Consider the following 14,789-nt stretch of genomic DNA (forward strand, 5'->3'; position numbering starts at 1 on the left):
AGCGTGGCCACGGAGGCGCGAGCGGAAGGAGACGAGCGGTGACGATGCCGTTTCCCAGGTCGGCCAGTAAGGTCAGCCTGCTGTCCAGCCAGACCGGCAGCCTGGCGCGCGGGCTTCCGCCGGCCCGGCCGGAGACCCTGTTCGTGCTCGGGGTCAACGGCGGGATGAGCGTCGCCCCGGATGCCGGCTTTCCGCTGGTCTTCGGACGCAACGAGCCGCAGGTGCACGTCTGCGTCGGTGCCGGTGATCCACACGTGAGCCGGCGACACGGGATCATCACCCGGGAGCACTCGCGGTGGGTGCTGAACAACATCGGCCGGCTGCCCATCCGGTTGCCCGGCTCGTTTCTGGTGCTCGGCGGCGACCGGGCCGAGCTGCCGCCGGGGTACACCCCGCTGTTCATCGTCGGGCCGCGCCAGGACCACCTGCTGGAGGTCCGGGTCGCGGCATCGACCTCGCAGCCGGGCGCGACGGACGGGCCCGAGGTCGAGACACGCGACCGTGAGAGGTGGGAGCTGAGCCCGGTCGAGAAGCTGGTGCTGGTCTGCCTCGGCCAGCGGTACCTGCGGAACGAGCCGCAGCCGCAGCCGCTCACCTGGGCTCAGGTCGCCGCCGAACTGGGCGCGTTGCAGCCGACCGAAGAGTGGAGCTGGCGGCGGTCGGCCCACATCGTCGCCAAGGTCCGCACCCGGCTCAGCCGCAGGGTCCCGGGGCTGCTGGAGAAGGAGATCCCGCCGCCGGTCGGCAACACCCTCAACCACAACCTGATCACGGAGCTCCTCGTCACCACGACGATCACCAGGGCCGACCTTCGGCTGCTCGACGAGGAGGCGGTGCGGCCGGCGCCGCCCGGGTGAGCCACCGGGAGCGGCATCGCCGCGTCGCCGGACGACCGCCGCCAGGTCAGCTCCGGGTCAGGTACCGCTCGGCGAGGTCGAGCGTACGGCGGGCCGCCGCCACCATGGCCCGGTCGGCGAACCGGCCGTCCGGCAGCACCACCGTGCCGGAGTCCCGGGTCTGTGCCTCGGCGACCGCGTCCAGCAGCTCCCGGGCCCGGGACACCTCCTCGGCCGAGGGCCGAAACGCCGCCACGATCACCGGCAACTGCCGGGGATGGATCGCGGTCCGGCCGACGAAACCCATCCGGCGGCCGGCCGCACAGGACTCGGCCAGCCCGGCCAGGTCGGTGACGTTGGCGTACACCGGCAGGAGCGGGGGCGGCAGGCCGGCGGCGCGGGCGGCGACGACGATCCGGCCGCGTACCCAGGAGAGCCCGTCCTCGGCGGTCACCCCGAGGTCGGAGCGGAGGTCCGCCTCGCCGAGCCCGATCGAGGCGACTGCCGGATGCGCCCCGGCGATCTCGTACGCCCGCTCCACCCCGACCGCCGACTCGACCAGCGGATGCAGCGGCACCGGCACCCGCGCGGCGACCGCCCGCACCGCCTCCGGCGACTCCACCTTGGGCAGTCGCAGCCCGGCCAGCCCCGGTGCACCGGCCAGCGCGTCGAGGTCGGCGGCGACATCCGGTCCGGTCAGCTCGTTGACCCGGACGAAGACCGGCACCCGGTGGGGGGCGGCGACGAACTCGGCGGCGGCGTCCCGGGCGTACACCTTGCGGGCCGCCACCACCGCGTCCTCCAGGTCCACGATCACCGCGTCGGCACCGGAGTCGACCGCCTTGGCAAACCGGTCCGGCCGGTCGCCGGGCACGTAGAGCAGGGTGAGCAGCATCAGATCGCTCCCGCCGCCCGCAACCGCGCGATCTCCTCGGCGGTGAGGCCGAGCGCGGCCAACACCTCGTCGGTGTCCTGGCCGTGCGCCCGACCGGTGTGCCGGATCTTCCCCGGCGTCGCCGACATCCGGAACGGCACGTTCTGCATCCGCACCGGCCCGAGGTCGGGGTCGGGCACCGAGACCGCCGTGCCCAGCGCCGTGTACTGCGGATCGGCGAGGATGTCCGGTACGTCGTAGATCGGCGCGACCGCCGCCTGCGCCTCCTCGAAGGCGGCCACCACCTCGTCCCGGTCCCGCGCCGCCACCCAGGTCCCGACGGCGGCGTCCAGCTCGTCGGCGTGTGCGGCCCGTCCGCTGCCGGTGCCGAACCACGGCTCGTCGACCAGTTCGGGGCGGCCGACCAGCCGGAGCACCCGCTCGGCGATGCTCTGCGCACTGGTCGACACCGCCACCCAGCGCCCGTCCGCGCACCGGTACGTGTTCCGGGGCGCGTTGTTGTTCGACCGGTTGCCGAGCCGGGGCTGGAGGTAGCCGAGCTGGTCGTACCAGGTGATCTGCGGGCCGAGCATCGCCATGATCGGCTCGATGATCGCCAGGTCGACCACCTGACCGGCCCCGGTGACGTCCCGGGCGCGCAGCGCCAGCATCACCGCGTAGGCGGTGGCGAGCGCGGTCACCGAGTCGGCCAGCCCGAACGGCGGCAGCGTCGGCGGACCGTCCGGCTCGCCGGTAGCGGCGGCGAACCCGCTCATCGCCTCGGCGAGGGTGCCGAACCCGGGCCGCCGGGCGTACGGGCCGAACTGGCCGAAGCCGCTGATCCGGGCGATCACCAGCCGGGGGTTGACCGCGTGCAGTTCGGCCGGGCCGATCCCCCAGCGCTCCAGCGTGCCGGGCCGGAAGTTCTCCACCAGTACGTCGGCGTCGGCGACCAGTCGGCGCAGTACCTCGGCGCCGGCCGGGTCGGAGAGGTTGGCGGTGACGGTCCGCTTGTTGCGGCCGAGCACCTTCCACCACAACCCGATCCCGTCCTTCGCCGGCCCGTGTCCCCGGGACGGGTCGGGTTTCGCCGGGTGCTCCACCTTGACCACCTCGGCACCGAAGTCGCCGAGGAACGCGGTGGCGAGCGGCCCGGCGAACAGGGTGGCCAGCTCCACCACCTTCACCCCGGCCAGCGCGGCCGGACCGGAACTTTTCTCCGTCACGGCAGTCCTCCCGTCGGGTCGACCGACGCCACGAAGACGTCGCCGTTGCCGAGCGCCGCAGCACCGGCCGGACTTCCCATCGTCAAGCCACTGACCAGCAGTTTTCCGTCGCCGGTCCGGGTGGCGTAGACGTTCTCCTCGCCGAAGGCGTCCACCGCGTCGTCCCGGGCGGTGCCGTACTGCGCCGCCAGCACCTGCTTGCCGCGCCGGTCCAGCCGCAGGGTCAGCACGTCCGCCGCACCGGCCGGTACGCCAAGGGCGCTGTGGGTGAAGCCGACCACGGCGACCTCACCGTCGGGCAGCGCCAGCACCTCGGCCCCGGCGTCGTCGCCGGAGCCGCCGCTGACGGTCCGCCACCGCTGCCGGCCATTCGCGTCGTACGCCACGGTGAGCACGTCGGTGCCGCCGGCCGTGGCCTCCCCACCGGTACCGCCGGTGGCGACCACGGTGCCGCTGGTGGTCACGGCGAGCCCGGTCAGCAGGTCATCACCGGGGCCACCGTCGGCGACCGTCCACTGTCGACTACCGGCCGGGGTGAACCGGGCCAGCCAGCTGTCCGCGCCACCGAGGTGGGCGGCGCCGGGCATCCCGGCGGAGCTGCTGCCGGCGAGGAAGACGCCGGAGGCGTCGGCCGCGACCGCGTACGCCTTGTCCTCGCCGCTGCCGCCGAACTGGCGGCTCCAGGCGACCCGCCCGTCGGGGCCGACCCGCACCAGGAGGGCGTCCTTGTCCCCGGCGCTGGTGCCGGCGTACGCGCCGCTGGTGTAGCCGGCGACGTAGGCACCGCCGTCCGGGGCGGGTGCGATGCCGTAGAACCGGTCCGCCTTGACCGGGTCGCCGAGCTGGGTCAGCCAGGCCCGCTCTCCGGTGCCGGTCAGCCTGGTCACGAACCCGTCGTCGGCCGGGCTGCCCGGATGCGTCCCGTCCAGGTCGCCCCGGGTGTAGCCGGCGGTCAGCACGCCACCGTCAGCGGTCGGCACGACACCGTAGAGCCGCTCGTTCGCCGGAGTGCCGAACTGCGCTGTCCACTGTGGCGTACGGCGGTCGGGGCCGAGCCGGGTGAGTACGGCGTCGAGCCCGCCCGCGTACGGCTGGCCGGCGACCGGGCCGCTGGCGGCGTACCCGATGGTCGCGCCGCCGTCCGGGGCCGCCGCGACGCCACCGGCCCAGTCGGTGCCGGGAGTGCCGTGCGGCGGTCCGGGCGGTGCGGCCGGCGGGGCGGCGCTCAGGGTCGGGGCGAGCTGCCGCAGCCCGTCCACGAAGGACGGCCGCCAGACGTCCCAGTCGTGGCCGCCGTCGACGACCCGGAACTGCGCCGAGACCACCTCGGAGCGTCGCACGGTGTTGTAGAGCGTGGCGGCCTCGTAGTCGAGGTCGTGTGCCGCCTCCGCCGGGTCCGGGTTGGCCCACTCGTCGTCGCCGACGGCGATGAACATCCGCACGGGCAGCTCCGGGTCGAGGGTCGGCAGCAGGGCCGGATAGTTCAGCCGGCGGTAGACCTCGGCCGAGAAGCGTTCGTCGCCCACGCCGAAGGCGCCGTACTCCCGGGCCGAGGAGTCGGCCGGCGGCAGCGGGTGGTAGACCGCCGGGCTCAGCACCAGCGCGTTCGCGAAGAGGTCCGGGTGGGCCAGCGCGTAGCGGAGTGCGCCGTACCCGCCCATCGAATAGCCGCCGACCAGCCGGGCGCCCCGGTGCGCGGCGGTGCGATAAGTGGAGTCCACATAGGATACGAGGTCGCGGGTGAGCGCGGTCTCGACCGGTCGGCCCGGATCGTCCGCCCCGGTGTAGCCGGAGTCGACGTACCAGCTTCCCCGGCCGCTCCACGGCGCGTCCGGGAGTACCGCGATGACCGGCGGCAGCTCGCCGTCGGCGATCATCCGGTCCAGGTCGGCCGTCACCCGGGTCCAGGCCGACATCGTGTCGCCGCGCCCGTGCAGCAGGTAGAGCACCGGATACCGGACGGTGGTGTTACGCCGGTCGGCGTAGCCGGGCGGCAGGTAGACGGTGTAGTCGATCGGCGAGCCGAGCGCCGCCGACGGTGCGCTGGCGGTGCTCACCGTCCCGGCCCGGTCCCGGCCCGCCACGGCGCCGCCGGGCACCGCGCCGACCAGGCCGACCGAGAGCAGCAGTACCCCGGCCACACCGCCGAGCCGCCATGGTCTCCTCATCGGGTTCCTTCCTCCTAGCTGCGCCACGGGCTACAGGTCGACGGCACAGCGGAAGCCGATCGACTCCGAACGGGTCAGTCCGGCGCCGAGGGTCAGCAGCTTCACCGACGCCTCCGGCGGTTGCGGCCCGCCGTCGAGATACCAGTCCGAGCCGTCCGCCCGGTACGCGGCACCGCCCTTGAGGATCACGAACCGGGTACGCCCGTCGGTGTGCTCGCTCTCGGTCAGGTTCCAGACCAGCGGCTCGGCCCGGCGCAGCAGTCCCGACTCGGCGGCGACCTGCCACTCGTCCTCGGTCGGCAGCCGCAGCCCCGCCCAGCCCGCGTACGCCCGGGCGTCGGCCAGCTCCACGTGCGTGGCCGGCCCGTCGGCCGGCCCCGGCAGCCCACCGTCCGCCCACGGCCAGCGCTCCGGCCGGAGCGGGCGATAGCCGGTGACCCGGACGAACTCGGCGTACTCGGCGACGGTCACCTCACGCTCGGCGATGGCGAACCGTCCGATCTGAACGGTCCGGTGCAGGGTCACCGGCTGGTGCAGTCGGGGCGGCAGCGGCTTCCACTCGTCGACGTACGGCGCCTCGCCGTAGAGCCCGGTCTCCCGCTGCCGGTACCGGACCAGCAACTCCCGCCGCCCGCCGTCGACCGCCCGCATCCCGTCGGGTACGTCGTCGCGGCGCGCCACCGGCGCGGCCCGGCGGACCGCTGCCCGGGCCGGGAAGTTCGGGTCACCTCCGGCGGGGGCGTGCCGGGGCAGCGTCAACTCCTCGACCGTGGCGAGCACGGCGGCGATCCCACCCGCCGGAAGCGCGCCGCCGACGGCTACCCGACCGGGACCGGCCGGGGTGGCGGTCAGCTCGGCACCGGTGGTCAGCTCGTACCAGCGGTGGCCGGGACGCTCCTCGGTGACCAGCCACGGCCCGTCGTACGCCCCGCCCCGGTTGGCCACCGTCCACAGCGGAGTGCCGTCGTGCAGCCAGCGCGAGGCGTACACCTCGGTTCCGGCGACGTGGTCGGCGAGCGGGGTCCAGTCCTCGGCGCGCAGCCAGGCAGCGTGGCCGCGCTGCACCCGGCGCATCGCCCGCAGCAGCGCCCGGTCCCGTTCGTTCCAGCCGACCCAGACCCCGAAGACGCTCTCCCAGACCAGCACCCCGGCCCCGTTGAGCCAGGCCGAGTGCAGCTCGTCGAGGTGGTCGCGGTGCCAGCGCCTGGTGTGGTGCAGCATGTGCCGCCGCTCGAACCACTTCGCCCGCAGCACCCCCGGCACCGGCGAGTCGGCGAACCACTGCGCCCAGGACATCGCGTGGTCGGCGATCCGGGCCAGCGGCACCCGCGACTCGCCCTCCAGCACCATTCCGGGCCGGACCGCGTCCAGGGTCTTCCGAAGCTCGCCCGCGCCCTCCTTCAGGGTGTCCAGGAAGACGCCGTCCACGCCCAGCCAGCCGGCGAGCGCGGCGACCTCGTCGGCGTCGGAGCGCCGCGCCCGACGAGTACCGACGTCCCACGGGTTGTAGTCGACGAAAACCCGGACGCCACGCGCCTGGAACGCCCGGACCAGCTCGGGCAGCTCTGCCACCTGCCGGTAGAAGTCGAACTGGTTGCGGTCGTCCAGCCCGATCACCGGGTACGCGTGCCAGAGCACCACCCCGTCGAAGCCGCCGAAGTCGCGTTCCGCGCGGTCGAGAAAGCCCTCGACGGTGAAGACGCCGCGCTCGGCGTCGTAGAGCGTCTCGTCCCAGAGCCAGACCAGGCAGACGGTGAAGCAGTCCCCGGCGATCTCGGCGTAGTGCCCGCCGTCGTAGCCGAGCCGGGCCCGCGCCTCGGTCCGCCAGCGGGTCAGCCGATCCCGCCAGGCCGGCCACCGGGCCGGATCCTCCGGAGCGGCGAAGATCTTCGCCTCGTCCAGCACCGACAGGTCGGCGTGCGCTGCCAGCGGCACCGCCGTGGGCAGGTCGATCGGCCTCGGGACATAGGGGTTGAACGTCATGCCGGCTCCGGGTAGGTCTGTGCGTAGAGGGCGTCGATCTCGTCCCGGCTGGGCAGCGCGGTGGAGGCGCCGGGCCGCCGCGCGCAGGCGGCACCCGCCGCACAGGCCCAGCGCAGCGCCGCCGTCACCGCCGCCGGCTCGACCGGCCCGCGCCGCTGCGCCCAGGCCACCGCCAGCGCACCGGTGAACGCGTCCCCGGCCGCGGTGGTGTCGACCGCCTCGACCGTCGGCGCCTCGACCGCCAGCCGCAGGCCGAGCCGGTCGGCGTAGCGCACGCCGTCGGCGCCGAGCGTGATGACCACCCGCGGTACCAGGGCCAGCAGCGCGTCCAGCAGCGTCTCCACGCCGGTCTCGGCGGCGACGCCGGCCACCACGGCCGCCTCGACCTGGTTGACCACCAGCAGGTCGACGACGTCGAGCAGGTCCGCCGGCAGCGCGCGGGCCGGCGCGGCGTTCAGCACCACCGTGGTACCGGCGCCCCGGCCCCACCGTGCGGCCTGGGCGACCGCCGGCAGCGGTACCTCCAACTGGCAGAGCAGCACGTCCGCCGCCTCCACCGTCGTCCGGTCGTCCGCGTCCAGGCTGGTCAGTTCGCCGTTCGCGCCCGGCGCCACCACGATCAGGTTTTCGGCCCGCGCGTCCACCGCGATCAGCGCCACCCCGGACGGACCCGGCACGGTACGCAGCCGGCGCAGGTCCACCCCCGCCTCCGCCAGGTTGTTCCGGAGCTGGTCGGCGAAGCCGTCCTGCCCGACCGCGCCGACGAAGTCGCACCTGGCCCCGGCCCGGGCAGCCGCCACCGCCTGGTTGGCGCCCTTGCCGCCGGGAACGGTCCGCAGCGCGTCGCCGAGCACCGTCTCGCCGGGCCGGGGCAGCGTCGGCGTCGACACCACCAGGTCCAGGTTGGCGCTGCCGACCACCACCACCCGGACCTCGCCGGATTCCACCGTCGTCATGATTCCTCCCCCAGCCGCCCGGTCCGTTCGGCCAACTCCTCGAAGGTCACGCCGTCGAAGCCGGCGATGCTACTGCGCAGCCGCCCGCGCAGCGGTCCGGTCCACTCGGCCGGCAGCCCGGCGGCACCGGTCAGCGCCCCGGTCACCGAGCCGACCGTCGCCCCGGTGGAGTCGGTGTCCCAGCCACCGCTGACCACCGCGCAGATCGACCGGACCAGGTCGCCCCGGCCGTACGCCAACGCCGCCGCCACCAGGGCGGCGTTGTTGCGTACGTGCACCCAGTGCAGGTGGCCGTGCCGGGCGTAGAGGGTGTCCAGCACCGACTCCCAGTCGGTCGAGCGGGCCGCCGCCCCGGCGCCGAGGGCGCGGGCCTCGCGTACCGTCGCCGCGAACCGGCTCTGCGGCGGCAGCACCGACTCGCCCGCGTCGAGTACGGCGTCCACGTCGGAGGCCACCACGGCGGCCGAGGTCATCGCCGCCACCCAGAGCGCACCGTGCACCCCGCCCCGGACGTGGCTGACGACCGCGTCCCGGTGGGCCAGCTCGGCCGCCAGGTCCGGCCGGCCCGGGTGCACCCAGCCGTACACGTCGGTGCGGATCTGGGCGCCGATCCACTCCCGGAACGGGTTGTGCCGCAGCGCCGTCTGCGGTGGGGCCAGCCCGAGCAGCAGGTTCCGGTACGCCACCCGCTCGGCGGTGAAGACCCGTCCCCCGGGCAGCCAGTCCAGCCACGCCTGGGCCACGTCGGCGCTGGTGAACTCCCGGCCGTGCGTCTCCAGGATCCGCAGCGCCAGCAGCGCGAAGTTGAGGTCGTCGTCCTCCGGCATCCCGTCGATGTTCTCGGCCAGGCTGGTCGGCGCGCTGCGCCGGTTCCACGGCCAGCGGGCCGCCACCTCGGCCGGCAGCCCGACTCCGGTGAAGTAGCCGGCCAGCGGCCACCGCCCGGTGGCGGTCAGGATCTCCCGGATGCCCTGCCGGGGGATCTTCTCCACCGGCTTGCCCAGCAGGCAGCCGACCGCCCGGCCCAGCCAACCGCCGTGCAACCGGTCGGGCTCCGGCGCCCCGGTCGGCAGCCCGTACGACGCCGGCCAGCTCGCCCGGATCGCGGCCAGCTCGGTCGGCTCGGCCGCCGAACGGGTCGACGGCAGCGCGTCGCACTCGTCGAGCAGCTCCACGGCCAGTGCCCGCAGCTCCGGGCCGGCGGGCTCGGCCGACGCCCCGCTGACCGGCGGCAGCACCGAACCACCGGCCGCCGTCCAGCGCCGCGCGACCGCCGAGACGTCCCGCCCCTCGTCGGCGCTGGCCGCCAGCTCGTGCGGCAGCAGATCCTCCGGCTGCACCCAGCTGAGCCTCATGAGAGTCCGGCGAACCGCTCGGCGCGCCGGGTGAACCGCTCGCGGTCCCGCGCGAAGACCTCCGCCGCCACCTCGGCCAGCTCCTTCGCCGGTGCGACCAGGTCGGTCCGGGACGCCTCCGCGACCGTCGCCGACCACTGCGCCGGGACCGCCGCCGCACCGCCGAGCGCCCCGGCGATCGCCCCGGCCATGGTGGCGGTCGAGTCGGCGTCCCGGCCGTAGTTGACCGCGCCGAGCACCGCCTCGGGCAGGTTTCCCTTGGCCACCACCAGCATGCCGAGGGCGACCGGCAACTCCTCGATCGAGTGCAGCCGGCTGGGTCGCCGCGCCCCCAACCCCGGGTTGCGGTACTCCTCGCCGACCGTGTCGTACGGGGCCACCGCGGCGCGCAGCGGTGCGATGGCGTCGCGCCAGTCGGCGTACCCCTCGGCCTCCTCCACCACGGCGGCGATCGCCGCCCGGGTGCCGTCCCGGGCCAGGTCGAGCACCGCGGCCAGCACGTCGTCCACGCCCGCGCCGGGGGCCATCGCCGCCGCCACCGCCGCGGCCAGCACCGCCGCCGCCTCCCGGCCGTAGCTGTGCTGGTGCGCCCCGGCGATCTCCACCGCCTCGGCGTACGCACCGGCCGGGTCGCCCGCGTTCACGATCCCCACCGGGGCCATGTACATCGCCGCACCGCAGTTGACGATGTTGCCGACGCCGGCCTCCCGAGGGTCGGCGTGCGCGTGGTGCAGGCGGGTGACCAGCCACCGCTCGGCGGCGGCGAGGCGGTGGAAGGTCACCCCCTCCCGCTCCAGGTCCGGGATGTAGACCACCCGCTCGAGCAGGTCGGGCACGAGCAGCTCCGCCACGTCGTACGCGTCGAGGTGGTCGCGCTTGCTCGTGTACGCCCGCACCAGCGCGTGGGTCATCAACGTGTCGTCGGTGATGTGCCCGTCGCCCTTGTGGTACGGCGCCAATGGCCGCGCGGTGGCCCAGTCGGCGTGGAACGGCGGTGCGACGCCCCGCACCCAGTCGCCGTACCGGGCCCGGATCTGCTCGGGCAGCGCCGTTTCCGTGGCCCCGCCGAGCGCATCGCCCACCGCGGCGCCGACCAGGCAGCCGACCGACTTGTCGAGCAAGTGTTCCATGGTTACCTCAGGACCTGCTTCCCACCGTCGACGAGCTGCGTACCGAGCTGGTCGAGCGTGATCTTGTTGGCGAAGTACTGCTGGAGGGCCGGGGTGGCGTACTTCAGCTTCCACTCCGGGTAACCGTCGACCATCTGGAACGGCGCCACCGTCAGGTCCTTGGCGCTGTCCGCCGCGACATCCCAGCCCTGCTTGCCGCCGGTCGCCTTGACCAGTTCCTCGTTCGCCTGCTTCCCGGTCGGCACCAGCCAGTCGCCCTTGGCCAGCGCGGCCATGTTGGTCGGGTTGAGGAAGTACTCCAGGAACTGCGCCGCCTGCTTCTGGTGCGCCGAGTCGGCCGCGACCGAAAGGGTCTGCGGGTTGGCGGCCTGGTTGGCCGAGACGCCCTTCACCGGCGGGATCGTCACCCACTCGAAGCCGGCCGGCGCCTGCTCGACCATCTGCTGGCGCAGCGACACCGAGCCGGGAATCATCGCGTACTTGCCGGCGAAGAAGCCGGGCAGGGTGTCGGCGCCGCTCATCCCCAGCGCCTCCGGCGAGGCGGTCCTGCTGGTGTAGAGCATGTCGTGGATCCGTCTCGGCACCTCCTTCTCGGCCTCCCCGATCCGCACCTCGGTCTTGCCGCCGTCGGTGTAGAAGTACTTGCCGTCGAAGTTGAGCGCCAGGTTCATCACCCGGTTCGTCGGCGACTTCAGCGCCCAGGCGACGCCGTACCTGCCGGGACCGGTCAGCTTCTGCGCGTTGGCCTGGAACTCGTCCCAGGTCCAGCCGCCGTCGGCGGGCGGCACCGCGACGCCGGCCGCGTCCAGCAGCTTCTTGTTGGCGATCACCACCTGCGACTCCAGCAGGAACGGCACGCCGGTCACCTTGCCGTCGAACGTCGCGGTGTCCCAGATCCCCTTGTCGATCTGACCCTTGAAGTCGTCGGAGAGCAGGCCTGCCAGGTCGGCAAGGTAGCCCTGCTTGCTGAACTCGCCGATCGACGCCGCCTCGTAGTGCACGATGTCCGGGGCGTCGCCGCCCTCGAAGGCGGTCAGCAACTGGTCGTGCACCGAGTTCCAGTCGCCCTGGACGTACTCGACCTGGATGTCCGGGTGTTCGGCGTTCCACTTGGCGACCAGGTCCTTGTTGGCCTGGAGCGACTCCTTCTGCCAGGCCAGGCTGAGGAAGCGCAGCTTGGCCGGACCGGAACTCTCGTCGTCTCCGCTCCCGCCGCCACACGCGGCGAGCGCACCGAGTCCGACGACGCCGGCCAGCGCGGCGGCGGCGACCCGCCGGGAAACTCTTCGTCGGGAAACTCTGTCGAGCACGGGGGCTACCTCCTGTGGTGGTTGTGTGCGTTATCCCTTGACGGCACCGGCGAGCGACCCGGAGGCCAGCCGGCGCTGCATGACGGCGAAGAAGACCAGACTGGGGAGGGTGGCCAGCAGCGAGCCGGCCGCCAGCGGCCCGAGCCGGGCGGTGCCCTCGATGCCGACGAACCGGGCCAGCGCGACCGGCAGGGTCGCCAGCTCCGGAGTCTTGATCAGCACCAGGGCGAAGAAGAACTCGTTCCAGGCGGAGATGAACGCGAACAGCGCGGTGGCGACCAGGCCCGGGGTGAGCAATGGGAAGATCACCCGGCGCAGCGTCTGTACCCGGTTGGCGCCGTCGACCGAGGCCGCCTCCTCCAGCTCACGGGGAATGTTGCGGACAAAGCCCTGGAGCATCCAGAGCGCGAACGGCAGCGCCCAGACCACGTAGATCAGCACCAGCCCGGCGTGCGTGTTGGCCAGTCCGGCCTGCCGCAACACCAGGAAGATCGGGATGATCAGGAGGACGAACGGGAAGAGCTGGGAGAGGAGTACCCAGCCCAGCGCGACCGTGCCCAGCCGGGTCCGGAAACGCGCGAGTGCGTACGACGCCGGGGTCGCGATCAGCACGGTGAGCAGGGCCGAGGCCAGCGACACCTGGATGCTGTTCCAGGCCGCCCGGCCGAGTTCCTGCTCGGTGAAGGCCTGCACGAAGTTGGCCAGCGTCGGGCTCTCCGGTATCAGCGTGGGGTGCAGCTTGACCAGTTCACGGGGTGGTTTGAACGAGGTGGAGAGGAGCCACACCAGCGGGAACGCCAGGAACACCAGGTACGCCGAGAGGGCCAGGTACTGCAGTCCCCGGCCGACCCGCCTGCGGCGGCCGGTCCCGCGCGTTACGTCGGTCCGCGCCATCGTCAGTTCGCCTCCCGTAGCCGGCGCCGCAGGTACACCGCGAGCAACGCCACGACGATCACCACCATCACGTTGCCGAGCGCCGCCGCGTAGCCGTAGTTGCCGTACCGGAACGCCTCCTCGTAGGCGAAGAGCATCGGCAGCATGGTGCGGCCGCCCGGCCCACCGGCGGTGAGCACGTAGACCAGGCCGAACGAGTTGAAGTTCCAGATGAAGTCCAGCGAGGTGATCGCCACGATCACCGGCATCAGCGAGGGAAGCGTGACGTTGCGGAACCGCTGCCACGCCCCGGCTCCGTCCATCGCGGCCGCCTCGTGCAACTCGCGCGGCACGCCCTGCAACCCCGCCAGGAGTACGACGGTGGTCTGCGGCATGCCGGCCCAGACCCCGACGATGATCACTGCCGGCAGGGCGGTGTTGAAGTCGCCGAGCCAGGTGGTGCGGAGCCCGTCCGCGCCGATCCGGTGCAGGAACTCGTTGAGCAGCCCGGCATCCGGGTGGTAGACCAGCCGCCACAGGATGCCGACCACCACCGGTGGCATCGCCCAGGGCACGACGGCGAGCACCCGGGCCACGCCCCGGAACCGCAGCCGCTGGTCGAGCAGCAGGGCCAGCCCGAGGGCGAGCAGGAACTGGAGCACCGTCACCCCGAACGCCCAGAGCAGGCCGATCCGGAACGAACTCCAGAACAGGCTGTCGCCGAGCAGTTCCCGGTAGTTCGCCAGGCCGGTGAAGCTGACCTCGACGTTCCGGCCGGCCCGGGCGTCGGTGAAGCCGAGGTAGATGCCGCGCAGCAGCGGGAAGACCGACAGCACCAGTACCGGCAGCAGGGACGGGAGCAGTAGCAGGTAGACGGTGGTCCGGTCGGAGCGGCGGCGGGAGCGGCCGCCCCGACCGGTCCGGTCGAGGTCGGGTCGTTCGGCCAGCGTGGTCACGAGGTCACCCCACCGGTGCCGCCGGCCGGAGCCGTCGAGGGGCGGCTCGCCGGGCCGGTCGCGGGCCGCCGGGCCGGCGGTAGATCGCTTCGGGTCGGGCCGCCGACGGTGCTGGAGGCGCGTACCGCCAGGCTCGGGGCGACGTGTTCGCGCCGGGGCGGCAGGCTGGGGTCGGCGACCCGCTCCAGCAGGAGTTCGGCCGCCCGCCGTCCCCGGTCGGCGGAGCCCAGCGAGACGCTGGAGAGCTGGGGAAAGGCCATCTGCGCCAGTTCGGTGTCGTCCATGCCGACCAGCGCCACGTCCTCGGGCACCCGGCGCCCCGCGGTGAGCAGCGCGTGCAGCGCACCGACCGCGATCAGGTCGTTGGCGCAGAGCAGCGCGTCGGGCTCGGCCCGGGCGAAGAGCCGGGCCGCGGCCTCCCGGCCGGCGGCGTACTGGAAGTCGCCGACCTCGATCAGCCGCTCGTCGACCGGGATGCCGTGGCTGGCCAGCGCGGCGCGGAAGCCGGCGTCCCGGGCCGCGCCCGGCACCGTGTCCAGCGGGCCGTTGACGAAGCCGATCCGCTGCCGCCCGGCCGCGACCAGGTGGTCGACGGCGAGCGCCACGCCGGCCCGCGAGTCGGTCCGGACGTTGTCCACCGGCGCGTCGTCGGGCAACTGTCCGACCACGACGACCGGGACCGGGCTGACCACGATCGCGTCGAGGTGGCGATCGGTGATCCGGATCGGGGACATGATCATGCCGTCCACGTAGCGGTTGGCGAGCCGGCGCAGCAGGTCGGTCTCGCTGTCGATCTCGCCGCCGGTGGCGTGCACCAGGAGTTGTCGGCCGGAGGAGGCGACGACGGCCTCGATGGCCCGCATCATCGCCACGTAGACCGGGTTGCCGATGTCCGCCACGGCGAGCGCGACCAGGCCGGTGCGCTGGGCCTGGAGGGACCGGGCGATGGCGTTCGGCACGTAGCCGACCTCGGCCGCCGCCTCGCGGACCCGGCGGACCGTCTCGGCGCTGCCGCCGACGCCGTTCAGGACGCGCGAGGCCGAGGCGATCGAGACGCCGGCCCGGGCCGCCACGGTATGCACGGTCGGCCGGCCGTCGGCGGAGGGTTGTAAACGTTTACGA

General features: G+C 73.7%; 12 protein-coding genes. 1 reads left to right on the forward strand and 11 read right to left on the reverse strand.

Translation table 11 applies throughout. The features are described from left to right. Window positions 1–38: 38 nt before the first annotated feature. A complete protein-coding gene (locus V1634_RS09025; RefSeq protein WP_331207277.1) occupies window positions 39–857 on the forward strand; it encodes an FHA domain-containing protein in 819 nt (272 codons plus the stop codon). A 46-nt stretch (window positions 858–903) separates the two neighbouring features. Here V1634_RS09025 and V1634_RS09030 read toward each other — a convergent pair whose 3' ends face one another. Genes V1634_RS09030 through V1634_RS09080 form a run of 11 tightly spaced genes read right to left on the reverse strand, consistent with a single transcriptional unit; the run spans window position 904 to window position 14,740 of the window. Then, a complete protein-coding gene (locus V1634_RS09030) occupies window positions 904–1,731 on the reverse strand; it encodes an HpcH/HpaI aldolase/citrate lyase family protein (RefSeq protein WP_331207278.1) in 828 nt (275 codons plus the stop codon). Then, the gene (locus V1634_RS09035) at window positions 1,731–2,936 is read right to left on the reverse strand and encodes a CaiB/BaiF CoA transferase family protein (RefSeq protein WP_331207279.1); all 1,206 of its coding nucleotides are present in this window, start codon (window positions 2,934–2,936) and stop codon (window positions 1,731–1,733) included. Before V1634_RS09035 ends, V1634_RS09030 begins: the two co-directional genes overlap by 1 nt. Continuing rightward, complete coding sequence (locus V1634_RS09040) at window positions 2,933–5,104, reverse strand: alpha/beta hydrolase-fold protein (RefSeq protein ID WP_331207280.1); 2,172 nt, start codon at window positions 5,102–5,104, stop codon at window positions 2,933–2,935. The genes V1634_RS09035 and V1634_RS09040 overlap by 4 nt, the downstream gene beginning before the upstream one ends. A gap of 30 nt (window positions 5,105–5,134) precedes the next feature. Next, window positions 5,135–7,087 carry an SUMF1/EgtB/PvdO family nonheme iron enzyme gene (locus V1634_RS09045; protein WP_331207281.1) on the reverse strand — a complete coding sequence of 651 codons (1,953 nt, stop codon included), beginning with the start codon at window positions 7,085–7,087 and terminating at the stop codon, window positions 5,135–5,137. Then, window positions 7,084–8,043, reverse strand: a complete 960-nt coding sequence (locus V1634_RS09050; protein ID WP_331207282.1) for a ribokinase — start codon at window positions 8,041–8,043, stop codon at window positions 7,084–7,086. The genes V1634_RS09045 and V1634_RS09050 overlap by 4 nt, the downstream gene beginning before the upstream one ends. Then, the gene (locus tag V1634_RS09055) at window positions 8,040–9,383 is read right to left on the reverse strand and encodes an ADP-ribosylglycohydrolase family protein (protein ID WP_331207283.1); all 1,344 of its coding nucleotides are present in this window, start codon (window positions 9,381–9,383) and stop codon (window positions 8,040–8,042) included. The genes V1634_RS09050 and V1634_RS09055 overlap by 4 nt, the downstream gene beginning before the upstream one ends. 11 nt (window positions 9,384–9,394) lie before the next feature. Continuing rightward, on the reverse strand, window positions 9,395–10,528 hold the full coding sequence (locus V1634_RS09060; protein WP_331207284.1) for an ADP-ribosylglycohydrolase family protein: 1,134 nt from the start codon (window positions 10,526–10,528) through the stop codon (window positions 9,395–9,397). Window positions 10,529–10,530: 2 nt separating this feature from the next. Next, window positions 10,531–11,838, reverse strand: coding sequence for an ABC transporter substrate-binding protein (locus V1634_RS09065; protein ID WP_331207285.1), 1,308 nt, complete (start codon window positions 11,836–11,838; stop codon window positions 10,531–10,533). Between the two features lie 30 nt (window positions 11,839–11,868). Next, window positions 11,869–12,732, reverse strand: a complete 864-nt coding sequence (locus V1634_RS09070) for a carbohydrate ABC transporter permease (RefSeq protein ID WP_331207286.1) — start codon at window positions 12,730–12,732, stop codon at window positions 11,869–11,871. Between the two features lie 2 nt (window positions 12,733–12,734). Further along, complete coding sequence (locus V1634_RS09075) at window positions 12,735–13,667, reverse strand: carbohydrate ABC transporter permease (protein ID WP_331207287.1); 933 nt, start codon at window positions 13,665–13,667, stop codon at window positions 12,735–12,737. Further along, on the reverse strand, window positions 13,664–14,740 hold the full coding sequence (locus V1634_RS09080; RefSeq protein ID WP_331207288.1) for a LacI family DNA-binding transcriptional regulator: 1,077 nt from the start codon (window positions 14,738–14,740) through the stop codon (window positions 13,664–13,666). Before V1634_RS09080 ends, V1634_RS09075 begins: the two co-directional genes overlap by 4 nt. Window positions 14,741–14,789 lie beyond the last annotated feature (49 nt).

The organism is Plantactinospora veratri (assembly GCF_036421995.1).
GTDB classification, from domain to species: domain Bacteria; phylum Actinomycetota; class Actinomycetes; order Mycobacteriales; family Micromonosporaceae; genus Plantactinospora; species Plantactinospora veratri.

Coding starts and splice junctions, on each gene's coding strand:
- V1634_RS09045 (WP_331207281.1), bottom strand. CDS start 7,087: ATGACGTTCAACCCCTATGTCCCGAGGCCGATCGACCTGCCCACGGCG.
- V1634_RS09030 (WP_331207278.1), bottom strand. CDS start 1,731: ATGCTGCTCACCCTGCTCTACGTGCCCGGCGACCGGCCGGACCGGTTT.
- V1634_RS09050 (WP_331207282.1), bottom strand. CDS start 8,043: ATGACGACGGTGGAATCCGGCGAGGTCCGGGTGGTGGTGGTCGGCAGC.
- V1634_RS09070 (WP_331207286.1), bottom strand. CDS start 12,732: ATGGCGCGGACCGACGTAACGCGCGGGACCGGCCGCCGCAGGCGGGTC.
- V1634_RS09060 (WP_331207284.1), bottom strand. CDS start 10,528: ATGGAACACTTGCTCGACAAGTCGGTCGGCTGCCTGGTCGGCGCCGCG.
- V1634_RS09040 (WP_331207280.1), bottom strand. CDS start 5,104: ATGAGGAGACCATGGCGGCTCGGCGGTGTGGCCGGGGTACTGCTGCTC.